The 14,583-nt window shown below is 63.7% G+C and carries 16 protein-coding genes; 8 read left to right on the top strand and 8 right to left on the bottom strand.

Annotation, left to right across the window (positions count from 1 at the left end; all coding sequences use genetic code 11):
• Positions 1–11 precede the first annotated feature (11 nt).
• From N7650_RS09670 to minC, 4 genes are all read right to left on the bottom strand, one after another.
• Positions 12–647, bottom strand: coding sequence for an RluA family pseudouridine synthase (locus N7650_RS09670; RefSeq protein WP_279897991.1), 636 nt, complete (start codon positions 645–647; stop codon positions 12–14).
• A gap of 93 nt (positions 648–740) precedes the next feature.
• The gene (gene minE, locus N7650_RS09675) at positions 741–998 is read right to left on the bottom strand and encodes a cell division topological specificity factor MinE (protein ID WP_009407485.1); all 258 of its coding nucleotides are present in this window, start codon (positions 996–998) and stop codon (positions 741–743) included.
• Positions 999–1,001: 3 nt separating this feature from the next.
• Positions 1,002–1,814 carry a septum site-determining protein MinD gene (gene minD / locus N7650_RS09680; protein ID WP_009407487.1) on the bottom strand — a complete coding sequence of 271 codons (813 nt, stop codon included), beginning with the start codon at positions 1,812–1,814 and terminating at the stop codon, positions 1,002–1,004.
• 102 nt (positions 1,815–1,916) lie between these two features.
• Complete coding sequence (gene minC / locus N7650_RS09685; RefSeq protein ID WP_279897992.1) at positions 1,917–2,675, bottom strand: septum site-determining protein MinC; 759 nt, start codon at positions 2,673–2,675, stop codon at positions 1,917–1,919.
• A 122-nt stretch (positions 2,676–2,797) separates the two neighbouring features.
• Between minC and N7650_RS09690 the strand changes: the two genes are divergently transcribed.
• Positions 2,798–3,724 (top strand): lipid A biosynthesis lauroyl acyltransferase, encoded by a 927-nt coding sequence (locus N7650_RS09690; RefSeq protein ID WP_009407491.1) that lies wholly within the window; start codon positions 2,798–2,800, stop codon positions 3,722–3,724.
• A 33-nt stretch (positions 3,725–3,757) separates the two neighbouring features.
• Positions 3,758–4,918 carry a patatin-like phospholipase family protein gene (locus tag N7650_RS09695; protein WP_279897994.1) on the top strand — a complete coding sequence of 387 codons (1,161 nt, stop codon included), beginning with the start codon at positions 3,758–3,760 and terminating at the stop codon, positions 4,916–4,918.
• A gap of 105 nt (positions 4,919–5,023) precedes the next feature.
• Here N7650_RS09695 and N7650_RS09700 read toward each other — a convergent pair whose 3' ends face one another.
• Positions 5,024–5,809: a VacJ family lipoprotein gene (locus tag N7650_RS09700; RefSeq protein WP_009407495.1), complete on the bottom strand. Its 786-nt coding sequence runs from the start codon at positions 5,807–5,809 to the stop codon at positions 5,024–5,026.
• A complete protein-coding gene (locus tag N7650_RS09705) occupies positions 5,802–7,100 on the bottom strand; it encodes a serine/threonine protein kinase (protein ID WP_279897995.1) in 1,299 nt (432 codons plus the stop codon). Before N7650_RS09705 ends, N7650_RS09700 begins: the two co-directional genes overlap by 8 nt.
• A 239-nt stretch (positions 7,101–7,339) precedes the next feature.
• On the opposite strand from N7650_RS09705, the gene N7650_RS09710 reads away from it, so the two are divergent.
• Complete coding sequence (locus N7650_RS09710) at positions 7,340–7,705, top strand: hypothetical protein (RefSeq protein WP_279897997.1); 366 nt, start codon at positions 7,340–7,342, stop codon at positions 7,703–7,705.
• Between the two features lie 113 nt (positions 7,706–7,818).
• Here the strand turns inward: N7650_RS09710 and N7650_RS09715 are convergent, their stop codons facing one another.
• Positions 7,819–9,366 carry a beta (1-6) glucans synthase gene (locus N7650_RS09715; RefSeq protein ID WP_279897998.1) on the bottom strand — a complete coding sequence of 516 codons (1,548 nt, stop codon included), beginning with the start codon at positions 9,364–9,366 and terminating at the stop codon, positions 7,819–7,821.
• Positions 9,367–9,725: 359 nt separating this feature from the next.
• Between N7650_RS09715 and N7650_RS09720 the strand changes: the two genes are divergently transcribed.
• From N7650_RS09720 to N7650_RS09730, 3 genes are all read left to right on the top strand, one after another.
• Positions 9,726–10,574, top strand: coding sequence for a glycine betaine ABC transporter substrate-binding protein (locus N7650_RS09720; RefSeq protein WP_064304970.1), 849 nt, complete (start codon positions 9,726–9,728; stop codon positions 10,572–10,574).
• A 206-nt stretch (positions 10,575–10,780) separates the two neighbouring features.
• Entirely contained in the window at positions 10,781–11,092 is a 312-nt protein-coding gene (locus N7650_RS09725) for a DUF485 domain-containing protein (RefSeq protein WP_009407505.1), read from the top strand.
• Entirely contained in the window at positions 11,089–12,747 is a 1,659-nt protein-coding gene (locus tag N7650_RS09730; protein WP_009407507.1) for a cation acetate symporter, read from the top strand. Before N7650_RS09725 ends, N7650_RS09730 begins: the two co-directional genes overlap by 4 nt.
• A gap of 70 nt (positions 12,748–12,817) precedes the next feature.
• Here N7650_RS09730 and N7650_RS09735 read toward each other — a convergent pair whose 3' ends face one another.
• Complete coding sequence (locus N7650_RS09735; protein WP_009407510.1) at positions 12,818–12,970, bottom strand: DUF3309 family protein; 153 nt, start codon at positions 12,968–12,970, stop codon at positions 12,818–12,820.
• 304 nt (positions 12,971–13,274) lie between these two features.
• Here N7650_RS09735 and N7650_RS09740 point away from each other — a divergent pair, with 304 nt between their 5' ends.
• Together N7650_RS09740 and N7650_RS09745 are read left to right on the top strand one after the other, a co-directional pair.
• A complete protein-coding gene (locus tag N7650_RS09740) occupies positions 13,275–14,090 on the top strand; it encodes an SDR family oxidoreductase (protein WP_279898000.1) in 816 nt (271 codons plus the stop codon).
• A gap of 48 nt (positions 14,091–14,138) precedes the next feature.
• Entirely contained in the window at positions 14,139–14,474 is a 336-nt protein-coding gene (locus N7650_RS09745; protein WP_279898001.1) for a YnfA family protein, read from the top strand.
• The last annotated feature ends 109 nt before the right edge of the window (positions 14,475–14,583 follow it).

Here is a 14,583-nt window from a genome sequence, read left to right on the forward strand (position 1 = left end):
TCGGGGTCACTTCAGAACGGCGCCGGGCACTCGAACCTGAGCCGCTCGCCCGTCACCGGGTGGGTGAAGCTCAGCATCGAGGCGTGCAGGCACAGCCGCTCATGGGCCGCCAGCGCCTCGGGATTGGCATACAGCCGGTCACCCAGCAATGGGTGTCCGATCGACAGCATGTGCACGCGCAACTGGTGCGAGCGCCCGGTGATCGGCGTCAGTTCGACCCGGCACCAGTCGCCGCAGCGCTCGACGATGCGCCAGAAGGTCAGGGCATGCTTGCCCTGTTCGTGGTCCACCACGTGCCGCGGCTTGGTGGGCGGGTCGTAGCGCAGCGGCAGGTCGATGCTGCCACTGTCGCGCTCCGGCTGGCCCCAGCACAGGGCGGTATAGGCCTTCTCGGTCTCGCGGTCGTGGAATTGCCGGGACAGTTCGCGGTGGCTGTCGGCGTCGCGGGCAAGCAGGATGATCCCTGAGGTTTCCCAGTCCAGTCGGTGGACGATCAGCGCATCGGGGTAGCCGTTTTCCTGCAGGCGGGTGATCAGGCAGTCCTTGTTGTCCTCGGCCCGGCCAGGCACGGAGAGCAGCAGGGTTGGCTTGTTGACCACCAGAATGGCGGCATCCTGGTGGAGGATCTCGACGTTGGACAGCGGCATTGCGTGTTCTCTGCAAACGCCAACGGCGACGGTCGGTCCCGGGCATGTGCAGCCCGGGCCCGGCCGTCGCCGTGGCAGGTTACCCGCAGACGCTCAGGGGCGTTCGGGCAGGGTGATGTTGAGTTCGAGTATCGAGCAACTGCCCTGGTTCTCCAGCGCCACCTGCACGTCATCGTTGCCGATGTTGACGTACTTGCGGATCACTTCCAGCAGTTCTTTCTGCAGGGCCGGCAGGTAGTCCGGGGTGCTGCGCTGTCCGCGCTCGTGCGCCACGATGATCTGTAGACGCTCTTTCGCAACCGACGCGGAACTCTGTTTTTTGCTGGCACGAAAGAAGTCAAAAAGGTTCATGGTTCAATTGCCTCCAAACAGGCGCTCGAAGAATCCCTTCTTCTGTACGTCGAGGAACCGGTGTTCCACGGTTTTGCCCAGCAGGCGGTCGACAGTGTCGCTGTACGCCTGGCCGGCATCGCTCTGGTCGTCGAGGATGACCGGGACGCCCTGGTTGGAGGCCTTGAGCACGGCCTGGGATTCGGGGATGACACCCAGCAGCGCGACGGAGAGGATTTCCTTGACGTCTTCGACGCCCAGCATCTCGCCCTTGCTCACGCGCTCGGGGTGGTAACGGGTGATCAGCAGGTGTTCCTTGATCGGGTCTTCGTTGCGTTCGGCGCGGCGCGACTTGCTGGCCAGCAGGCCGAGCATGCGGTCGGAGTCGCGTACCGAGGATACTTCAGGGTTGGTCACGACGATGGCTTCGTCGGCGAAGTACATCGCCAGGTGCGCGCCCTTCTCGATGCCGGCCGGGGAGTCGCAGACCACGTAGTCGAAGTTTTCCTTCAGCTCCATCAGGACCTTCTCCACGCCTTCCTGGGTCAGCGCGTCCTTGTCCCGGGTCTGGCTGGCGGCCAGCACGTAGAGGTTCTCCAGGCGCTTGTCCTTGATCAGGGCCTGCTGCAGGTTGGCCTCGTTGTTGACGACGTTGACGAAGTCGTACACCACGCGGCGCTCGCAGCCCATGATCAGGTCGAGGTTACGCAGGCCGACGTCGAAGTCGACGATCACTGTCTTGTGCCCGCGCAGCGCGAGGCCGGTACCGATGGCGGCACTGGTGGTGGTCTTGCCCACACCACCCTTGCCGGAAGTCACCACGAGAATCTTGGCCAAGGTGTATCACCCCTAAAAATGATGAAAAAGGACGTGCGGTCCCTAAATGCAAAAACGGCAACTAACTGACTAAAGTTGCACGGAAAATGGCGGCAGTATCCGTTAAAGGCGGGTGATGTTCAACACGTCCCCGGACAGGCTGACCTGCACGCCGGCCCCCCACAGCGGATCGCGGCGCAGGTCTTCGGAGACCTTGTACTGCCCGGCGATCGAAACCAGTTCGGCGGTCATCTGCTGGCAGAAGATCCGTGCCTTGGTGTTGCCCTTGATACCGGCGAGGGCGCGACCGCGCATTGGCCCGTACACATGGATATTGCCATCGGCGAGAAGTTCCGCACCCGGGCTGACCGCCGACACCACGACCAGGTCGCCCCCCTGAGCATAGATCTGTTGGCCGCCGCGTACAGGCGTGGTGATGATCCTGGTCGGGCGTACCGTCGGCTCCGGTGGCGGAGGCGGTGGCGCCGGGGCGGGTTCGGCTTTTTTCGCCGGCTCGATTTCCACCGGGTCCACCGGGCGCTCGCGGGCGCCGGACGGCGGCAGCACCGGCAGGTCGATGGCGATGGCGGCGGCGATGTCCTCGATGCGGCTGGCACGGATCGCCAGGGTGCGCAGGCCGTGCTGGCGGCAAATGCGCATCATCCCCGGCAGGTCGACGCTGCCTTCGTTGGCCGGCAGCTTGTCCAGCGCCAGCACCAGCGGCGTGTTGCTGAAGAAGTTCGGCGCCTGGGCGACCTTGGCCGCCAACTGCCGGTCGAGACCATCGAGGTCGTTGCGGGCAAGCTCGAGCACGGTGATGGCGAGCATGCTGCCCTTGAGCTGGAACACGGGGGCTGGGTCTGGCGTCTGGCTTTGGCTCATGGTCTGCGTCGAAGCGGCTTTCGTTGCGAAAAGTGCCCAGACTTATAACGAGAACGCCGGTTAGCCGCAACCCGCGCCGAACCGTTGTAGAATGCCCGGCCTTTTTCTTTCCGGAATCTTGAATGGATCGCCCGCGTTTTCGTCCGTACTTCCTGCATCCGCGTTTCTGGCCGCTGTGGCTGGGGCTCGGCCTGCTCTGGCTGATCGTTCAGCTGCCGTACCCGGTTTTGCTGGGGATCGGCCGTGCCCTGGGGGCGGTGATGTACCGCGTGGCCGGAGCGCGCCGGGCGATCGCCGCACGCAACCTGGAGCTGTGCTTCCCGCACTTGCCGTCCGTCGAGCGAACCCGCCTGCTCAAGGAAAATTTCGCTTCCACCGGTATCGCGTTCTTCGAAATGGCCATGAGCTGGTGGTGGCCAAAGGCCCGTTTGGCGCGCTTGGCGCACATCGAGGGGCTGGAGCATCTGCAGGCGGCGCAGCGTGATGGCCAGGGTGCCATCCTGATGGCCCTGCACTTTACCACCCTGGAAATCGGCGCCGCGCTGCTCGGCCAGGTCCACACCATCGACGGCATGTACCGCGAACACAAGAACGCCCTGTTCGACTTCGTCCAGCGCCGTGGCCGCGAGCGGCATAACCTCGATTCCCTGGCGGTGGAGCGCGAGGACGTGCGCGGCATGCTCAAGCTGCTGCGCGCCGGCCGCGCCATCTGGTACGCACCGGACCAGGACTACGGTGCCAAGCAGAGCCTGTTCGTGCCGCTGTTCGGTATCCCGGCGGCGACGGTTACCGCCACCACCAAGTTCGCCCGCCTGGGCCGCGCCCGGGTCATTCCGTTCACCCAGGAGCGCCTGGCCGATGGCAGTGGCTATCGCCTGGTGATCCATCCGCCGCTCGAAGACTTCCCGGGCGAGACCGAGGAAGCCGACTGCCTGCGCATCAACCAGTGGATCGAGCAGGCCCTGCGCGAGTGTCCCGAGCAGTACCTGTGGGCGCACCGGCGCTTCAAGTCGCGGCCGCCGGGCGAACCCAAGCTGTACAAGAAGTAACCCGCTTTTTCCGTCATTCCAGGGAGTGCGTGCATGGCAGCAGAACCGGTCACCGGCTTGATCCTTTCCGGCGGCGGCGCCCGTGCCGCCTACCAGGTGGGGGTTTTGGCGGGCATTGCCGACCTGCTGCCGCAAGGCGCGGCCAACCCCTTTCCGGTGATCGTCGGCACCTCGGCCGGTGCGATCAATGCTGTCACCCTGGCCAGCGGCGCCCTGCATTTCGCCGAGGCGATACGCCGTCTCACCGGCTTCTGGCAGGGCTTTCGCAGCCACCAGGTGTTGCGCAGCGACTGGCCCGGGGTAGTGCGCCAGGCCAGTCGTTTCGTCGGCCACAGCCTGCTTGGCCTGGGGCGCCAGGTGCCGGTGGCCCTGCTCGATAGTTCCCCTTTGCGCGGGCTGCTCTCCGAGCATCTGGACCTGAGCGGCATCGGCCATGCCATCGAGCAGCGCCACCTGCGTGCGGTGGCGGTGACTGCCTTCGGCTATGAGTCGGGCCAGGCGGTGACCTTCTACCAGGGGCGCGGCGCCATCGATCCGTGGTTGCGCCATCGTCGTATCGGCTTGCCGACCCGCCTGAGCATCGACCACCTGCTGGCCAGTTCGGCGATCCCGCTGTTGTTCGCGCCGGTCAAGCTGGGCCACGATTACTACGGTGACGGTGCGGTGCGCCAGTCGGCGCCGATCAGCCCGGCGCTGCACCTGGGGGACAACCGCATCCTGGTGGTGGGCGTCAGCGGCAATCCGCGCGGGCCGGCGGACACCATGCCGCATGCCCGGGTCTACAGCGGCCAGCCGCCCAGCCTGGCGCAGATCGGCGGACATCTGCTCAACAGCACCTTCATCGACAGCCTGGAAGACGACCTGGAGCTGCTCCAGCGACTCAACCACCTCAGCCACCTGGTGCCGCCCCAGGATCATCCCCAGCGCCTCGGCCTGGCGCCGGTCGAGGTGCTGGTGGTGGCGCCCAGCCAGCCGCTGGACGAGATCGCCGCGCGCCATCGCCGCGAACTGCCGCCGGCCTTGCGCATGTTCCTGCGCGGGCCGGGGGCGACCAAAACCAGTGGGGCAGGGGTGCTCAGCTACTTGCTGTTCGAGGCAGGGTATTGCAGCGAACTGATCGAACTGGGGCGGCGGGATGCACTGGCCAAACGCTCGCAGTTGTGCAGTTTCCTGGGGTTGTCTGATCCGGCCTAATCGCTGCGGTGCGGCGGTCCGACAAGCCCCCACAGGCACCCCACCGCTCTTGAGGGCAGTGGTGAACCTGTGGGAGCTGGCTTGCCAGCGATGAGGCCCTGAAGATCACTCAGCTATCTGAAGCTTGCGCGACTCCGTATACACATACCGCACCTTCTCGTACTCGAACGGCGAGTTCATCTGCCCGTAACGGAAGTTGGTGGTATAGCGCTTGTCCACGGCCCGCAGTACCCAGATTTCCGGGTGATCGCTGCTGACTTCCGCGACATTGAGGAAGTTGATCTGGTTTTCCGCGCCATAGTCCACCACCAGCCCGCCGGTATCGCGCAGGTTCGAGGGGCCGAGGATCGGCAACACCACGTACGGCCCGCTCGGCACGCCCCAGACGCCCAAGGTCTGGCCGAAATCCTCGTTCTGCTTGGGCACGCCCATCATGGTTGCCGGGTCCCACAGGCCGAAGACGCCGATGGTGGTGTTCACCAGCAGCCGCGCGGTGATGTCCAGGGAACGCTTGCCCTTGAACTGCAGCAGGCTGTTGAGCAGGTTCGGCACGTCGCCGAGGTTGCTGAAGAAGTTGCTGACCCCGCTGCGCACGAATTGCGGGGTGATATAGCGATAGCCGTTGACCACCGGCAGGAACACCCATTGGTCGAAGCGGTAGTTGAAGTGGTAGACGCGACGGTTCCACGATTCCATCGGGTCGTAGACTTCCAGGGCGTCGAGGGTGGCGCGCTCGAATTCGCGCTGGTCCAGCCCCGGGTTGAATTTCAGTTCCTTCAACGGCTCGGTGAAGCCGTCGGTATCCAGGGCACTGGCCGCAGGCGCGGTTTCGTCGGCGAAGGCCGGGACGGCGGACAGCAGCAGGGCGGTGATCAGCAGACGTTTAACCACGGAAGAACTCCAGCATGGCGTCGCTGTTGACGCGGTAATTGATGTTGCCGCAATGGCCGCCATGGGGGTACAGGGTCAGCCGGTCGCCAAAGGTCTTGCGCAGGAAACCGATATCGCCAGGGCCGAGTATCAGGTCGTCGGCGTTGTGCATCACGGCGATCTTCGGCGACTGGCTCAGGTAGTCCTTCAGGGCGTAGAGGCTGACCTGGTCGATCAGTTGCAGCAGGCTGCCGCCATCGGTACGGGCGCGCCACATGGGGATCACCTGCTCGGTCAGGTAGCAGTCGAAGTCGCATTGCAGGGCGCGCTTGAAGAAGGGCGTCAGGCTGCTGCCTTCGGTGATCGGGAATTTCGGCGGGATTATCAGGCCGCGGCGGTTGATCAGGTCCGAGGTAAAGGCGATATCGGCGGCGGAGAAGCGGAACGAACTGCCGATCAGCATGGCCATCTGCTCGTTGGTCAGGTGCTGGCGCGACTGCTGGAAGTCGTAGAGCAGGGCGTCGTTGAGGTCGATATAGCCCTTCTGCTGGAAATAGCGGGTCAGCTTGGCAAGGACCAGCTCATAGAAGGTGGTGTGGCTGGTCACGCCCTTGACCTCGGTCTGCACCAGGCGGTCGAGGTTGGTGATCGAGGTGTACAGGTTCACCGGCGGGTTAAGCAGCAGCACACGCTTGAAGTTGAAGCTGCGCCGGGTTTCGTCAAGGTGGGCGACGAACGCCGCGTCGAGGGCGCCCAGGCTGTAGCCGCTGAGGTAGAACTCCTTGACCGCCAGGCGCGGATGCTGGGCGCGCACGCCCTGCATGACCCGGTACAGGTCCTCGGCGTCCTCGCTGCTGACGCCGGGCGTGGCGAAGCGCGAGGCGGCGCTCATGAAGTCGTAGCTGGTCGGCGAGGACAGTTGCACGACATGGAAGCCGGCCTTGTAGTACAGGCGCTTGAGGTACTCGTTGATGCTCGAGTTGAAGGGGGCACCGGTACCGGCGATTAGGAAGATCAACGGCGCCTCGTGGTCCTGCCGGGCCAGGCGGTAGGTGAGCTTCTTCACCGGCCAGAAATTGTCCGGCAGGATGAACTCCCGTTCCGGACGCATGTTCAGGGTGTAGTCGCTCTGGGTGATGTCATCGTCGGTGGGCAGCTCGGGACGCAGGTCCGGCGGCGTGGTGGCGATGGTCGCCTCGAAGGGGTTGGTCAGCGGGTAGCCATAGCTGGCGGCATCGATATCCGCCGCCGACGCGGCCGCACACAGCAAGAGGCCACCCAGCAAGGCAGCAAGGCGCAGAGGTCGAAACATGACGGGTCCCCGGAAAAAAGGCAAAAGCACGATGCAGCCTAGGACACTTGCATGACGAAAGAAGTTGCCAAGTGCCACTGTCTTTGTTGCTTCGAATGTTGCCGCGCCTGCTTTGGTCGTTGCAACAATTGGTTCCATTTATCCTGAGGATAAAAGTAGCTCAGGGCCGCGCTTTCGCCTTGCGCCCACGGTCCGAGGGATTATGCTGGCCGGCGATTTTTCTGACTTTGGAGTTCCTGATGTCCCAGCGTTTGCCGTTGATCGCACTGCTGCTGTTCATTCCGGCGTGGCTGGCTGCCAGTTATACCGTGCGCTACGGCTTCATGGAGGACCCGCAGTGGGTCGGGGTGTGCTCGGCGCAGGTACAGGTGTGGGAGTGTTCGGTGCGCTCGATGCTGGGGCTGACCATTCATTTCCGGATCCTGGCCTGGATCGGCCTGGGGCTGGCGCTGCTGGCGACCGTGGTACCACGCAAGGCCGGCTGGTGGCTGGCAGTGCTGGCACTGGTGGCGGGGATACCGGCCTTGGTGCTGTACACCGCGAGTATTGCGGTGTTTACGGTGGTGCTGGCGGGGTTGCGGCTGGTTCGCCGGTCTCTGCGGTGAACTTCAGGGCCTCATCGCTGGCAAGCCAGCTCCCACAGGGATCGCGTGCACCGCTGAACCTGTGGGAGCTGGCTTGTCGGACCGCCGCACCGCAGCGATGAGGCCCTCAAGAACTATCGAGTTCTCAGGCAGCGCCACAAGGCAGCAGTCATCACCACACTGACCCCCGCCCAGAGCCACGCCTGCTCACTGACCAGCCCTTCGCGATACAACTGCGGCGCGATCCCTGCACCCACGATCAGGGTCAACAACGCCACCTCGGCCCGCGCCACCCTGACCGGCCGCACCAGGTAAACCAGCGCCGGCACCACGAACGCTGCACTCGGGAAGCTCCGGTAGCGCGGATCGAACACCAGCGCCAGCATGCTTACCGCTGCCGCGAAGCCTGCCGCGATCACCCACCAGGCGCCGCGTGCCTCCAGCCAGGCGAACGCCCGCTGGCGCCAGCCGTCCCGTGCCGCCAGGGCCAGTGCGCCATGGGCGAGAACGATCAGGTTCAAGCACGTCAGCAACACCACCCAGGTCCACTCGCCGACGAAACGTGCGTTGGTCCGCGCCAGTTCGCCCCACAACCCGATACTCGCCGCCCCGATCGCCGCCAGCAGCGGCAGCGCCAGCGCATTGCGCGCATTGCGCACTGGCCCGGCCACCAACAAGGTGGCGAAGAACAGCACACCACTGGCGACCAACCACTGCGGCCAGAACGGCAGGTTGCTCACCGGGCCTTCCAGCACGCCCTTGTCCTGGCGATCGGCGTCATACAGGCCCCAGTAACCGCCAACCGCCCCTTCGCTGGCACGCTTCCACGGCTGGTCGAAGGCTTCGATCAGGTTGTAATGCCAGCCATGCTCCTCGGCCATGGCCACGAAGCCACGAATGAAGCGCGCCTCGTTGACCCGGCTCGGTACTGCGGTTTCGCGCTGGCGGCCTTCGCTGGGCCAGCCGGTCTCGCCGATCAGGATGTCCTTGGGGGCGAATTTGTTGCCGAACACCTGGCGGATCTCGCCGACATGGGCCAGGGCATCGTCGATGCCGCGCGGATCATCTTCCCAGTACGGCAGCAAGTGGATGGTCAGGAAGTCCACGGCCGGGGCGATCTGCGGATGCTGCAGCCAGAACTCCCAGACGTCCGCATAGGTCACCGGTACCTGCACCTGGCTTTTCACCTGGCCGATCAACGCAGCCAGGCGGTCGCCGGTGACTTCCTTGCGCAGCAGGGTCTCGTTGCCGACGATCACCGCGCGGACCACGTCCGGGTTGGCGTTGGCCGAGGCGATCAGGGCGCGGATTTCCTTGTCGGTATCCACCGGATTGCCGTTGACCCAGGCCCCGAGCATGACTTTCAACCCATATTTGCGAGCAATGGCCGGGATGTCTTCAAGCCCGGTCATGGAATAGGTGCGAATGCACTCGAAACGCTTCGAAAGCAGCGCCAGGTCGGCATCGATACGCTCCGGACGCAGGGTGAAGGGCTGGTCGAACGGCGACTGGTCCTTGTCGAACGGCGTGTAGGAAGCGCATTGCAGTTTATGCGTGGCGCTGGCGGCGTCAGGCAGCAGCACCGGCTTGCCGAGCCCGTACCAGAGCCCGGCGAGGGCGAGCAGGCCGAGCAGGCAGGCGAACAGGTAGGGCGGCAGCGCAAAGCGGGCAGTCGAGGACATGGAACGATCCGGCTGAGGAAACAAAGCCGCCAATACTACCTGCAAACGCCCGGGGATTTTTCCTTGGCATGCAAAGTTCGGGCGGGTTTTCCCGCAAGCCCGGCGGGCCGGGGCACTGCTGGCCAGCTGATGTCGTTTCTCGGTGTTTCAAGGTCGCTGACGAAACAGGATCGTGGCGGTCCGGGGTTGATGATGGCAGCCATCAGTGCTCCGCTGATGCGATTCCGGTCCCGTTCCTGCTGTAGAGAATCCAGGCGTGAAGGGGGCGCCTTGCACCAGAACAAGACATGGCCCGATCTCTGTCGGGCACGTGACGTCCCGTGAAGTGACTATCTGTTTAAGCGACAAGGGGAAGCTTGATGAAAATGCGACGACTCCTGGGGGCGGGTGCCGCCCTGGTATTGGCGATGAGCGCCGGGCAGGCGATGGCCAAGGAAGTGAGCATCGGCTATGTCGATGGCTGGTCCGACAGTGTGGCGACCACTCATGTGGCGGCCGAGGTCATCAAACAGAAACTGGGCTATGACGTGAAGCTGATGCCCGTGGCGACCGGGATCATGTGGCAGGGCGTGGCCACCGGCAAGCTGGACGCCATGCTTTCCGCCTGGCTGCCGGTCACCCACGGTGAGTACTGGGCCAAGAATAAGGATGAGGTTGTCGATTACGGCCCCAACTTCAAGGACGCCAAGATCGGCCTGATCGTGCCGGAATACGTGAAGGCGCAATCGGTCGCCGACCTCAAGACCGATGACAGCTTCAAGAAAAAGATCGTGGGTATCGACGCCGGCTCCGGGGTGATGCTCAAGACCGACCAGGCGATCAAGGACTACGCGCTGGACGGCTACAAGCTGCAGGCCAGCTCCGGTGCGGCGATGACCGCCGAACTGGGTCGCGCCTATGCCAAGCAGCAATCCATCGCGGTGACCGGCTGGGTGCCGCACTGGATGTTCGCCAAGTGGAAACTGCGCTTCCTCGAAGACCCGAAAGGCGTGTACGGCGCCGCCGAGACCGTCAACAGCATCGGCAGCAAGGAACTGGCGACCAAGGCGCCGGAAGTGGCCGAGTTCCTGAAGAAATTCTCCTGGCAGTCGAAAGACGAGATCGGTGAGGTCATGTTGGCCATTCAAGAGGGCGCAAAACCCGACGCCGCCGCCAAGGACTGGGTTGCCAAGCACCCCGAGCGCGTCGCCGAATGGACCGGCAAATAAGGTCAGAATGATGGCTTGATGCCTCTATCCTGAGCCTCACCAGGGCCGCCCCCGGTTTTTCCGGTGGGCGGCCTTTTGCATTTCCGGGTTGTTACCCATTTCGCAAAAGCCTTTTACATCTAAGACTAAGGTCGTCTGGAGCGCGTTCATGGGCAGCATAAAGTGGTGACGGGTTCTACCTAATCTGTGCTGCGAGGACAAAAACAATGAACGACAGCATTTACCTATCGATACAAAACAGCCCGCGGTTCAAGGAGCTGGTGTCAAAACGGGAACGATTCGCCTGGATTCTCTCGGTGATCATGCTCGGTCTCTACTCTGCTTTCATTCTCCTGATTGCCTATGGCCCGCAAGTACTGGGCGCCAAGATCAGTCCCGGCTCGTCGATCACCTGGGGTATTCCCCTCGGCGTCGGCCTGATCCTGTCGGCTTTCATTCTCACCGGCATCTACGTACGTCGTGCCAACGGTGAGTTCGACGAGCTGAACAACGCAATCCTCAAGGAGGTTCAGCAATGATCCGGCGTGTACTGGCAACCCTGGCCATCGGCGCGTTCGCACCCGCCGTCTGGGCCGCCGACGCCCTCACCGGCGAGGTGCAGAAACAACCGCTGAACGTTGCGGCGATCCTGATGTTCGTCGCCTTCGTCGGTGCCACCCTGTGCATCACCTACTGGGCCTCGAAGAAAAACAACTCGGCGTCCGACTACTACGCCGCCGGCGGCAAGATCACCGGCTTCCAGAACGGCCTGGCGATCGCCGGCGACTACATGTCCGCAGCGTCCTTCCTGGGGATTTCCGCCCTGGTGTTCACCTCCGGCTACGACGGCCTGATCTACTCGATCGGCTTCCTCGTCGGCTGGCCGATCATCCTCTTTCTGATCGCCGAACGCCTGCGCAACCTGGGTAAATACACCTTCGCCGACGTGGCTTCCTACCGCCTCGGCCAGAAGGAAATCCGTACCCTGTCCGCCTCCGGCTCGCTGGTGGTGGTGGCCTTCTACCTGATCGCCCAGATGGTCGGCGCCGGCAAGCTGATCCAGCTGCTGTTCGGCCTCGACTACCACATCGCGGTGATCCTGGTCGGTATCCTGATGTGCCTGTACGTGCTGTTCGGCGGCATGCTGGCGACCACCTGGGTACAGATCATCAAGGCAGTGCTGCTGCTCTCCGGTGCCAGCTTCATGGCGCTGATGGTGATGAAGCACGTCAACTTCGACTTCAGCCAGCTGTTCTCCCAGGCCATTGCCGTGCACCCGAAAGGCGAGGCGATCATGAGCCCCGGCGGCCTGGTGAAGGACCCGATCTCGGCCTTCTCCCTGGGCCTGGCGCTGATGTTCGGTACCGCCGGCCTGCCGCACATCCTGATGCGCTTCTTCACCGTGAGCGACGCCAAGGAAGCACGCAAGTCGGTGTTCTACGCCACTGGCTTCATCGGTTACTTCTACATCCTGACCTTCATCATCGGCTTCGGCGCGATCCTGCTGGTCAGCACCAACCCTGCCTTCAAGGACGCTGCCGGCGCCCTGATCGGCGGCAACAACATGGCGGCGGTGCACCTGGCCGACGCAGTAGGCGGCAGCGTCTTCCTCGGCTTCATCTCGGCCGTGGCCTTCGCCACCATCCTCGCGGTGGTAGCAGGCCTGACCCTGGCCGGTGCCTCGGCGGTGTCCCACGACCTGTACGCCAGCGTCTGGCGCAAAGGCAAGGCCAACGAGAAGGACGAGATCCGCGTTTCGAAGATCACCACCATCGCCCTGGCCGTGCTGGCCATCGGCCTGGGCATTCTCTTCGAAAGCCAGAACATCGCCTTCATGGTCGGCCTGGCGTTCTCCATCGCGGCGAGCTGCAACTTCCCGGTACTGCTGCTCTCGATGTACTGGAAGAAGCTGACCACCCGCGGCGCCATGATCGGCGGCTGGATGGGCCTGATCAGTGCGGTCGCGCTGATGATCCTCGGCCCGACCATCTGGGTGCAGATCCTGCATCACGAGAAGCCGATCTACCCGTACGAATACCCGGCGCTGTTCTCGATGATCATTGCCTTCATCGGTATCTGGTTCTTCTCGATCACCGACAAGTCCAAGGCCGCCGAAGACGAGCGTGCGCTGTTCTTCCCGCAGTTCGTGCGTTCGCAGACCGGCCTGGGCGCCAGTGGTGCGGTTTCCCACTGAGTCCTGAGCGTCAATGAAAAACGGCCCTTCGATGAAGGGCCGTTTTTTTTGCCTGCGATTCAGTCGCGGGTCATATGTAGCCGAGCAATAGCAGGATCAGCAGCACGATCAACACGGTCCCGATGACGCCGGATGGCCCGTAGCCCCAGCTCCTGGAGTGCGGGAAGACCGGCAGGCCGCCGATCAGCAGCAGGATCAGGATGATGATGAGAATTGTGCCCATGACGGATTCCTCTGGTTTCGGTCGGATGGGCAGACCTGCTGGACAGGTCCGCTTACTTAGTGTGATTGCGGGCCTGGGCAGAAAGTTTAATCGGGTCGCTTTTGAGGGCCTCATCGCTGGCAAGCCAGCTCCCACAGGTTCAGCGGCGCACGCGATACCTGTGGGAGCTGCGGTTCGGCGCCCCGACTTGCCAGCGATAGCGCCCGCGAGGTCACCACCATTCAGCAACCTGATACCCCTCCGGCCCCCGCAAACCCTTCGCTACACTGCCCGTCACCATCACGAAACACACAAGGCAGGCGCTATGCAGAACCGCATGATGATCACCGGCGCGGGCTCCGGACTGGGGCGCGAGATCGCCTTGCGCTGGGCGCGCGAAGGCTGGCAACTGGCATTGAGCGACGTTAACGAGGAGGGCCTGAAACAGACCCTGGCCCTGGTTCGTGAAGCCGGCGGCGACGGCTTCACCCAACGCTGCGATGTGCGCGACTACAGCCAGCTGATCGCCTTGGCCCAGGCCTGCGAGGAACACCTGGGCGGCGTCGATGTGATCGTCAACAACGCAGGCGTCGCTTCCGGCGGCTTCTTTGCCGAGCTGTCGCTGGAAGACTGGGACTGGCAGATCGCAATCAACCTGATGGGTGTGGTCAAGGGCTGCAAGGCCTTCCTGCCGTTGCTGGAGCGGAGCAAGGGAAGGATCATCAACATTGCCTCCATGGCCGCCTTGATGCAGGGCCCGGCCATGAGCAACTACAACGTGGCCAAGGCCGGGGTGGTGGCGCTTTCGGAAAGCCTGCTGGTGGAACTGCGCCAGCTCGAAGTCGACGTACATGTGGTCTGCCCGTCGTTCTTCCAGACCAACCTGCTCGACTCCTTCCGCGGCCCGACGCCGGCGATGAAGGCGCAGGTCGGCAAACTGCTGGAAAGCTCGCCGATCAGCGCGGCGGATATCGCCGGCTACATCTTCCGGCAGGTCGCCGCTGGCCAGTTCATGATCCTGCCCCACGAACAGGGGCGCATGGCCTGGCACCTCAAGCAGCATGATCCGCAGGCGCTCTACGACGAGATGGCCAGCATGGCCGAGAAAATGCGCGCCAAGGGCCGTTCGAGCCAATCCTGAGCCGCACCATCAGGTATCCTCGGCGTTTTGCCAGCTCCGGGGATACCTGTGATCAATTACCTGCTGTTTTTCCTAGCCGCCGTGTTCGAGATCGCCGGGTGCTACGCCTTCTACATGTGGCTGCGGCTCGGCAGGAGCGCCTGGTGGATCGCCCCGGCACTGTTCAGCCTGACCCTGTTCGCCCTGCTGCTGACCCGGGTCGAGGCCGCCTACGCCGGTCGCGCCTATGCCGCCTACGGCGGGATCTACATCGTCACCTCGCTGCTGTGGCTGGCCTTCGTCGAGAAAGGCCGCCCCTTGGCCAGCGACTGGTTCGGTGCAGGGCTCTGCGTGCTGGGCGCGACGGTCATCCTGCTGGGCCCGCGGCTGCAGAGTGCGGGCTGATTTGTAGGAAGTTTCAGTAGGTCACTTCCTGCGCTGTTGTAGGGCGGCTCTATTTGTCTGCCAGACCATTGAAGCGGACTACGCCGACAGACAGTCTCCAGATTCACCC

It is taken from the genome of Pseudomonas sp. GD04058 (assembly GCF_029836855.1).
Classification (GTDB): domain Bacteria; phylum Pseudomonadota; class Gammaproteobacteria; order Pseudomonadales; family Pseudomonadaceae; genus Aquipseudomonas; species Aquipseudomonas bharatica.

Excerpts from the sequence above, each read along its gene's own strand:
- N7650_RS09670 (WP_279897991.1), bottom strand. The coding sequence starts at position 647 with ATGCCGCTGTCCAACGTCGAGATCCTCCACCAGGATGCCGCCATTCTG.
- minE (WP_009407485.1), bottom strand. The coding sequence starts at position 998 with ATGAACCTTTTTGACTTCTTTCGTGCCAGCAAAAAACAGAGTTCCGCG.
- minC (WP_279897992.1), bottom strand. The coding sequence starts at position 2,675 with ATGAGCCAAAGCCAGACGCCAGACCCAGCCCCCGTGTTCCAGCTCAAG.
- N7650_RS09690 (WP_009407491.1), top strand. The coding sequence starts at position 2,798 with ATGGATCGCCCGCGTTTTCGTCCGTACTTCCTGCATCCGCGTTTCTGG.
- N7650_RS09695 (WP_279897994.1), top strand. The coding sequence starts at position 3,758 with ATGGCAGCAGAACCGGTCACCGGCTTGATCCTTTCCGGCGGCGGCGCC.
- N7650_RS09705 (WP_279897995.1), bottom strand. The coding sequence starts at position 7,100 with ATGTTTCGACCTCTGCGCCTTGCTGCCTTGCTGGGTGGCCTCTTGCTG.
- N7650_RS09710 (WP_279897997.1), top strand. The coding sequence starts at position 7,340 with ATGTCCCAGCGTTTGCCGTTGATCGCACTGCTGCTGTTCATTCCGGCG.
- N7650_RS09715 (WP_279897998.1), bottom strand. The coding sequence starts at position 9,366 with ATGTCCTCGACTGCCCGCTTTGCGCTGCCGCCCTACCTGTTCGCCTGC.
- N7650_RS09720 (WP_064304970.1), top strand. The coding sequence starts at position 9,726 with ATGAAAATGCGACGACTCCTGGGGGCGGGTGCCGCCCTGGTATTGGCG.
- N7650_RS09725 (WP_009407505.1), top strand. The coding sequence starts at position 10,781 with ATGAACGACAGCATTTACCTATCGATACAAAACAGCCCGCGGTTCAAG.
- N7650_RS09730 (WP_009407507.1), top strand. The coding sequence starts at position 11,089 with ATGATCCGGCGTGTACTGGCAACCCTGGCCATCGGCGCGTTCGCACCC.
- N7650_RS09735 (WP_009407510.1), bottom strand. The coding sequence starts at position 12,970 with ATGGGCACAATTCTCATCATCATCCTGATCCTGCTGCTGATCGGCGGC.
- N7650_RS09740 (WP_279898000.1), top strand. The coding sequence starts at position 13,275 with ATGCAGAACCGCATGATGATCACCGGCGCGGGCTCCGGACTGGGGCGC.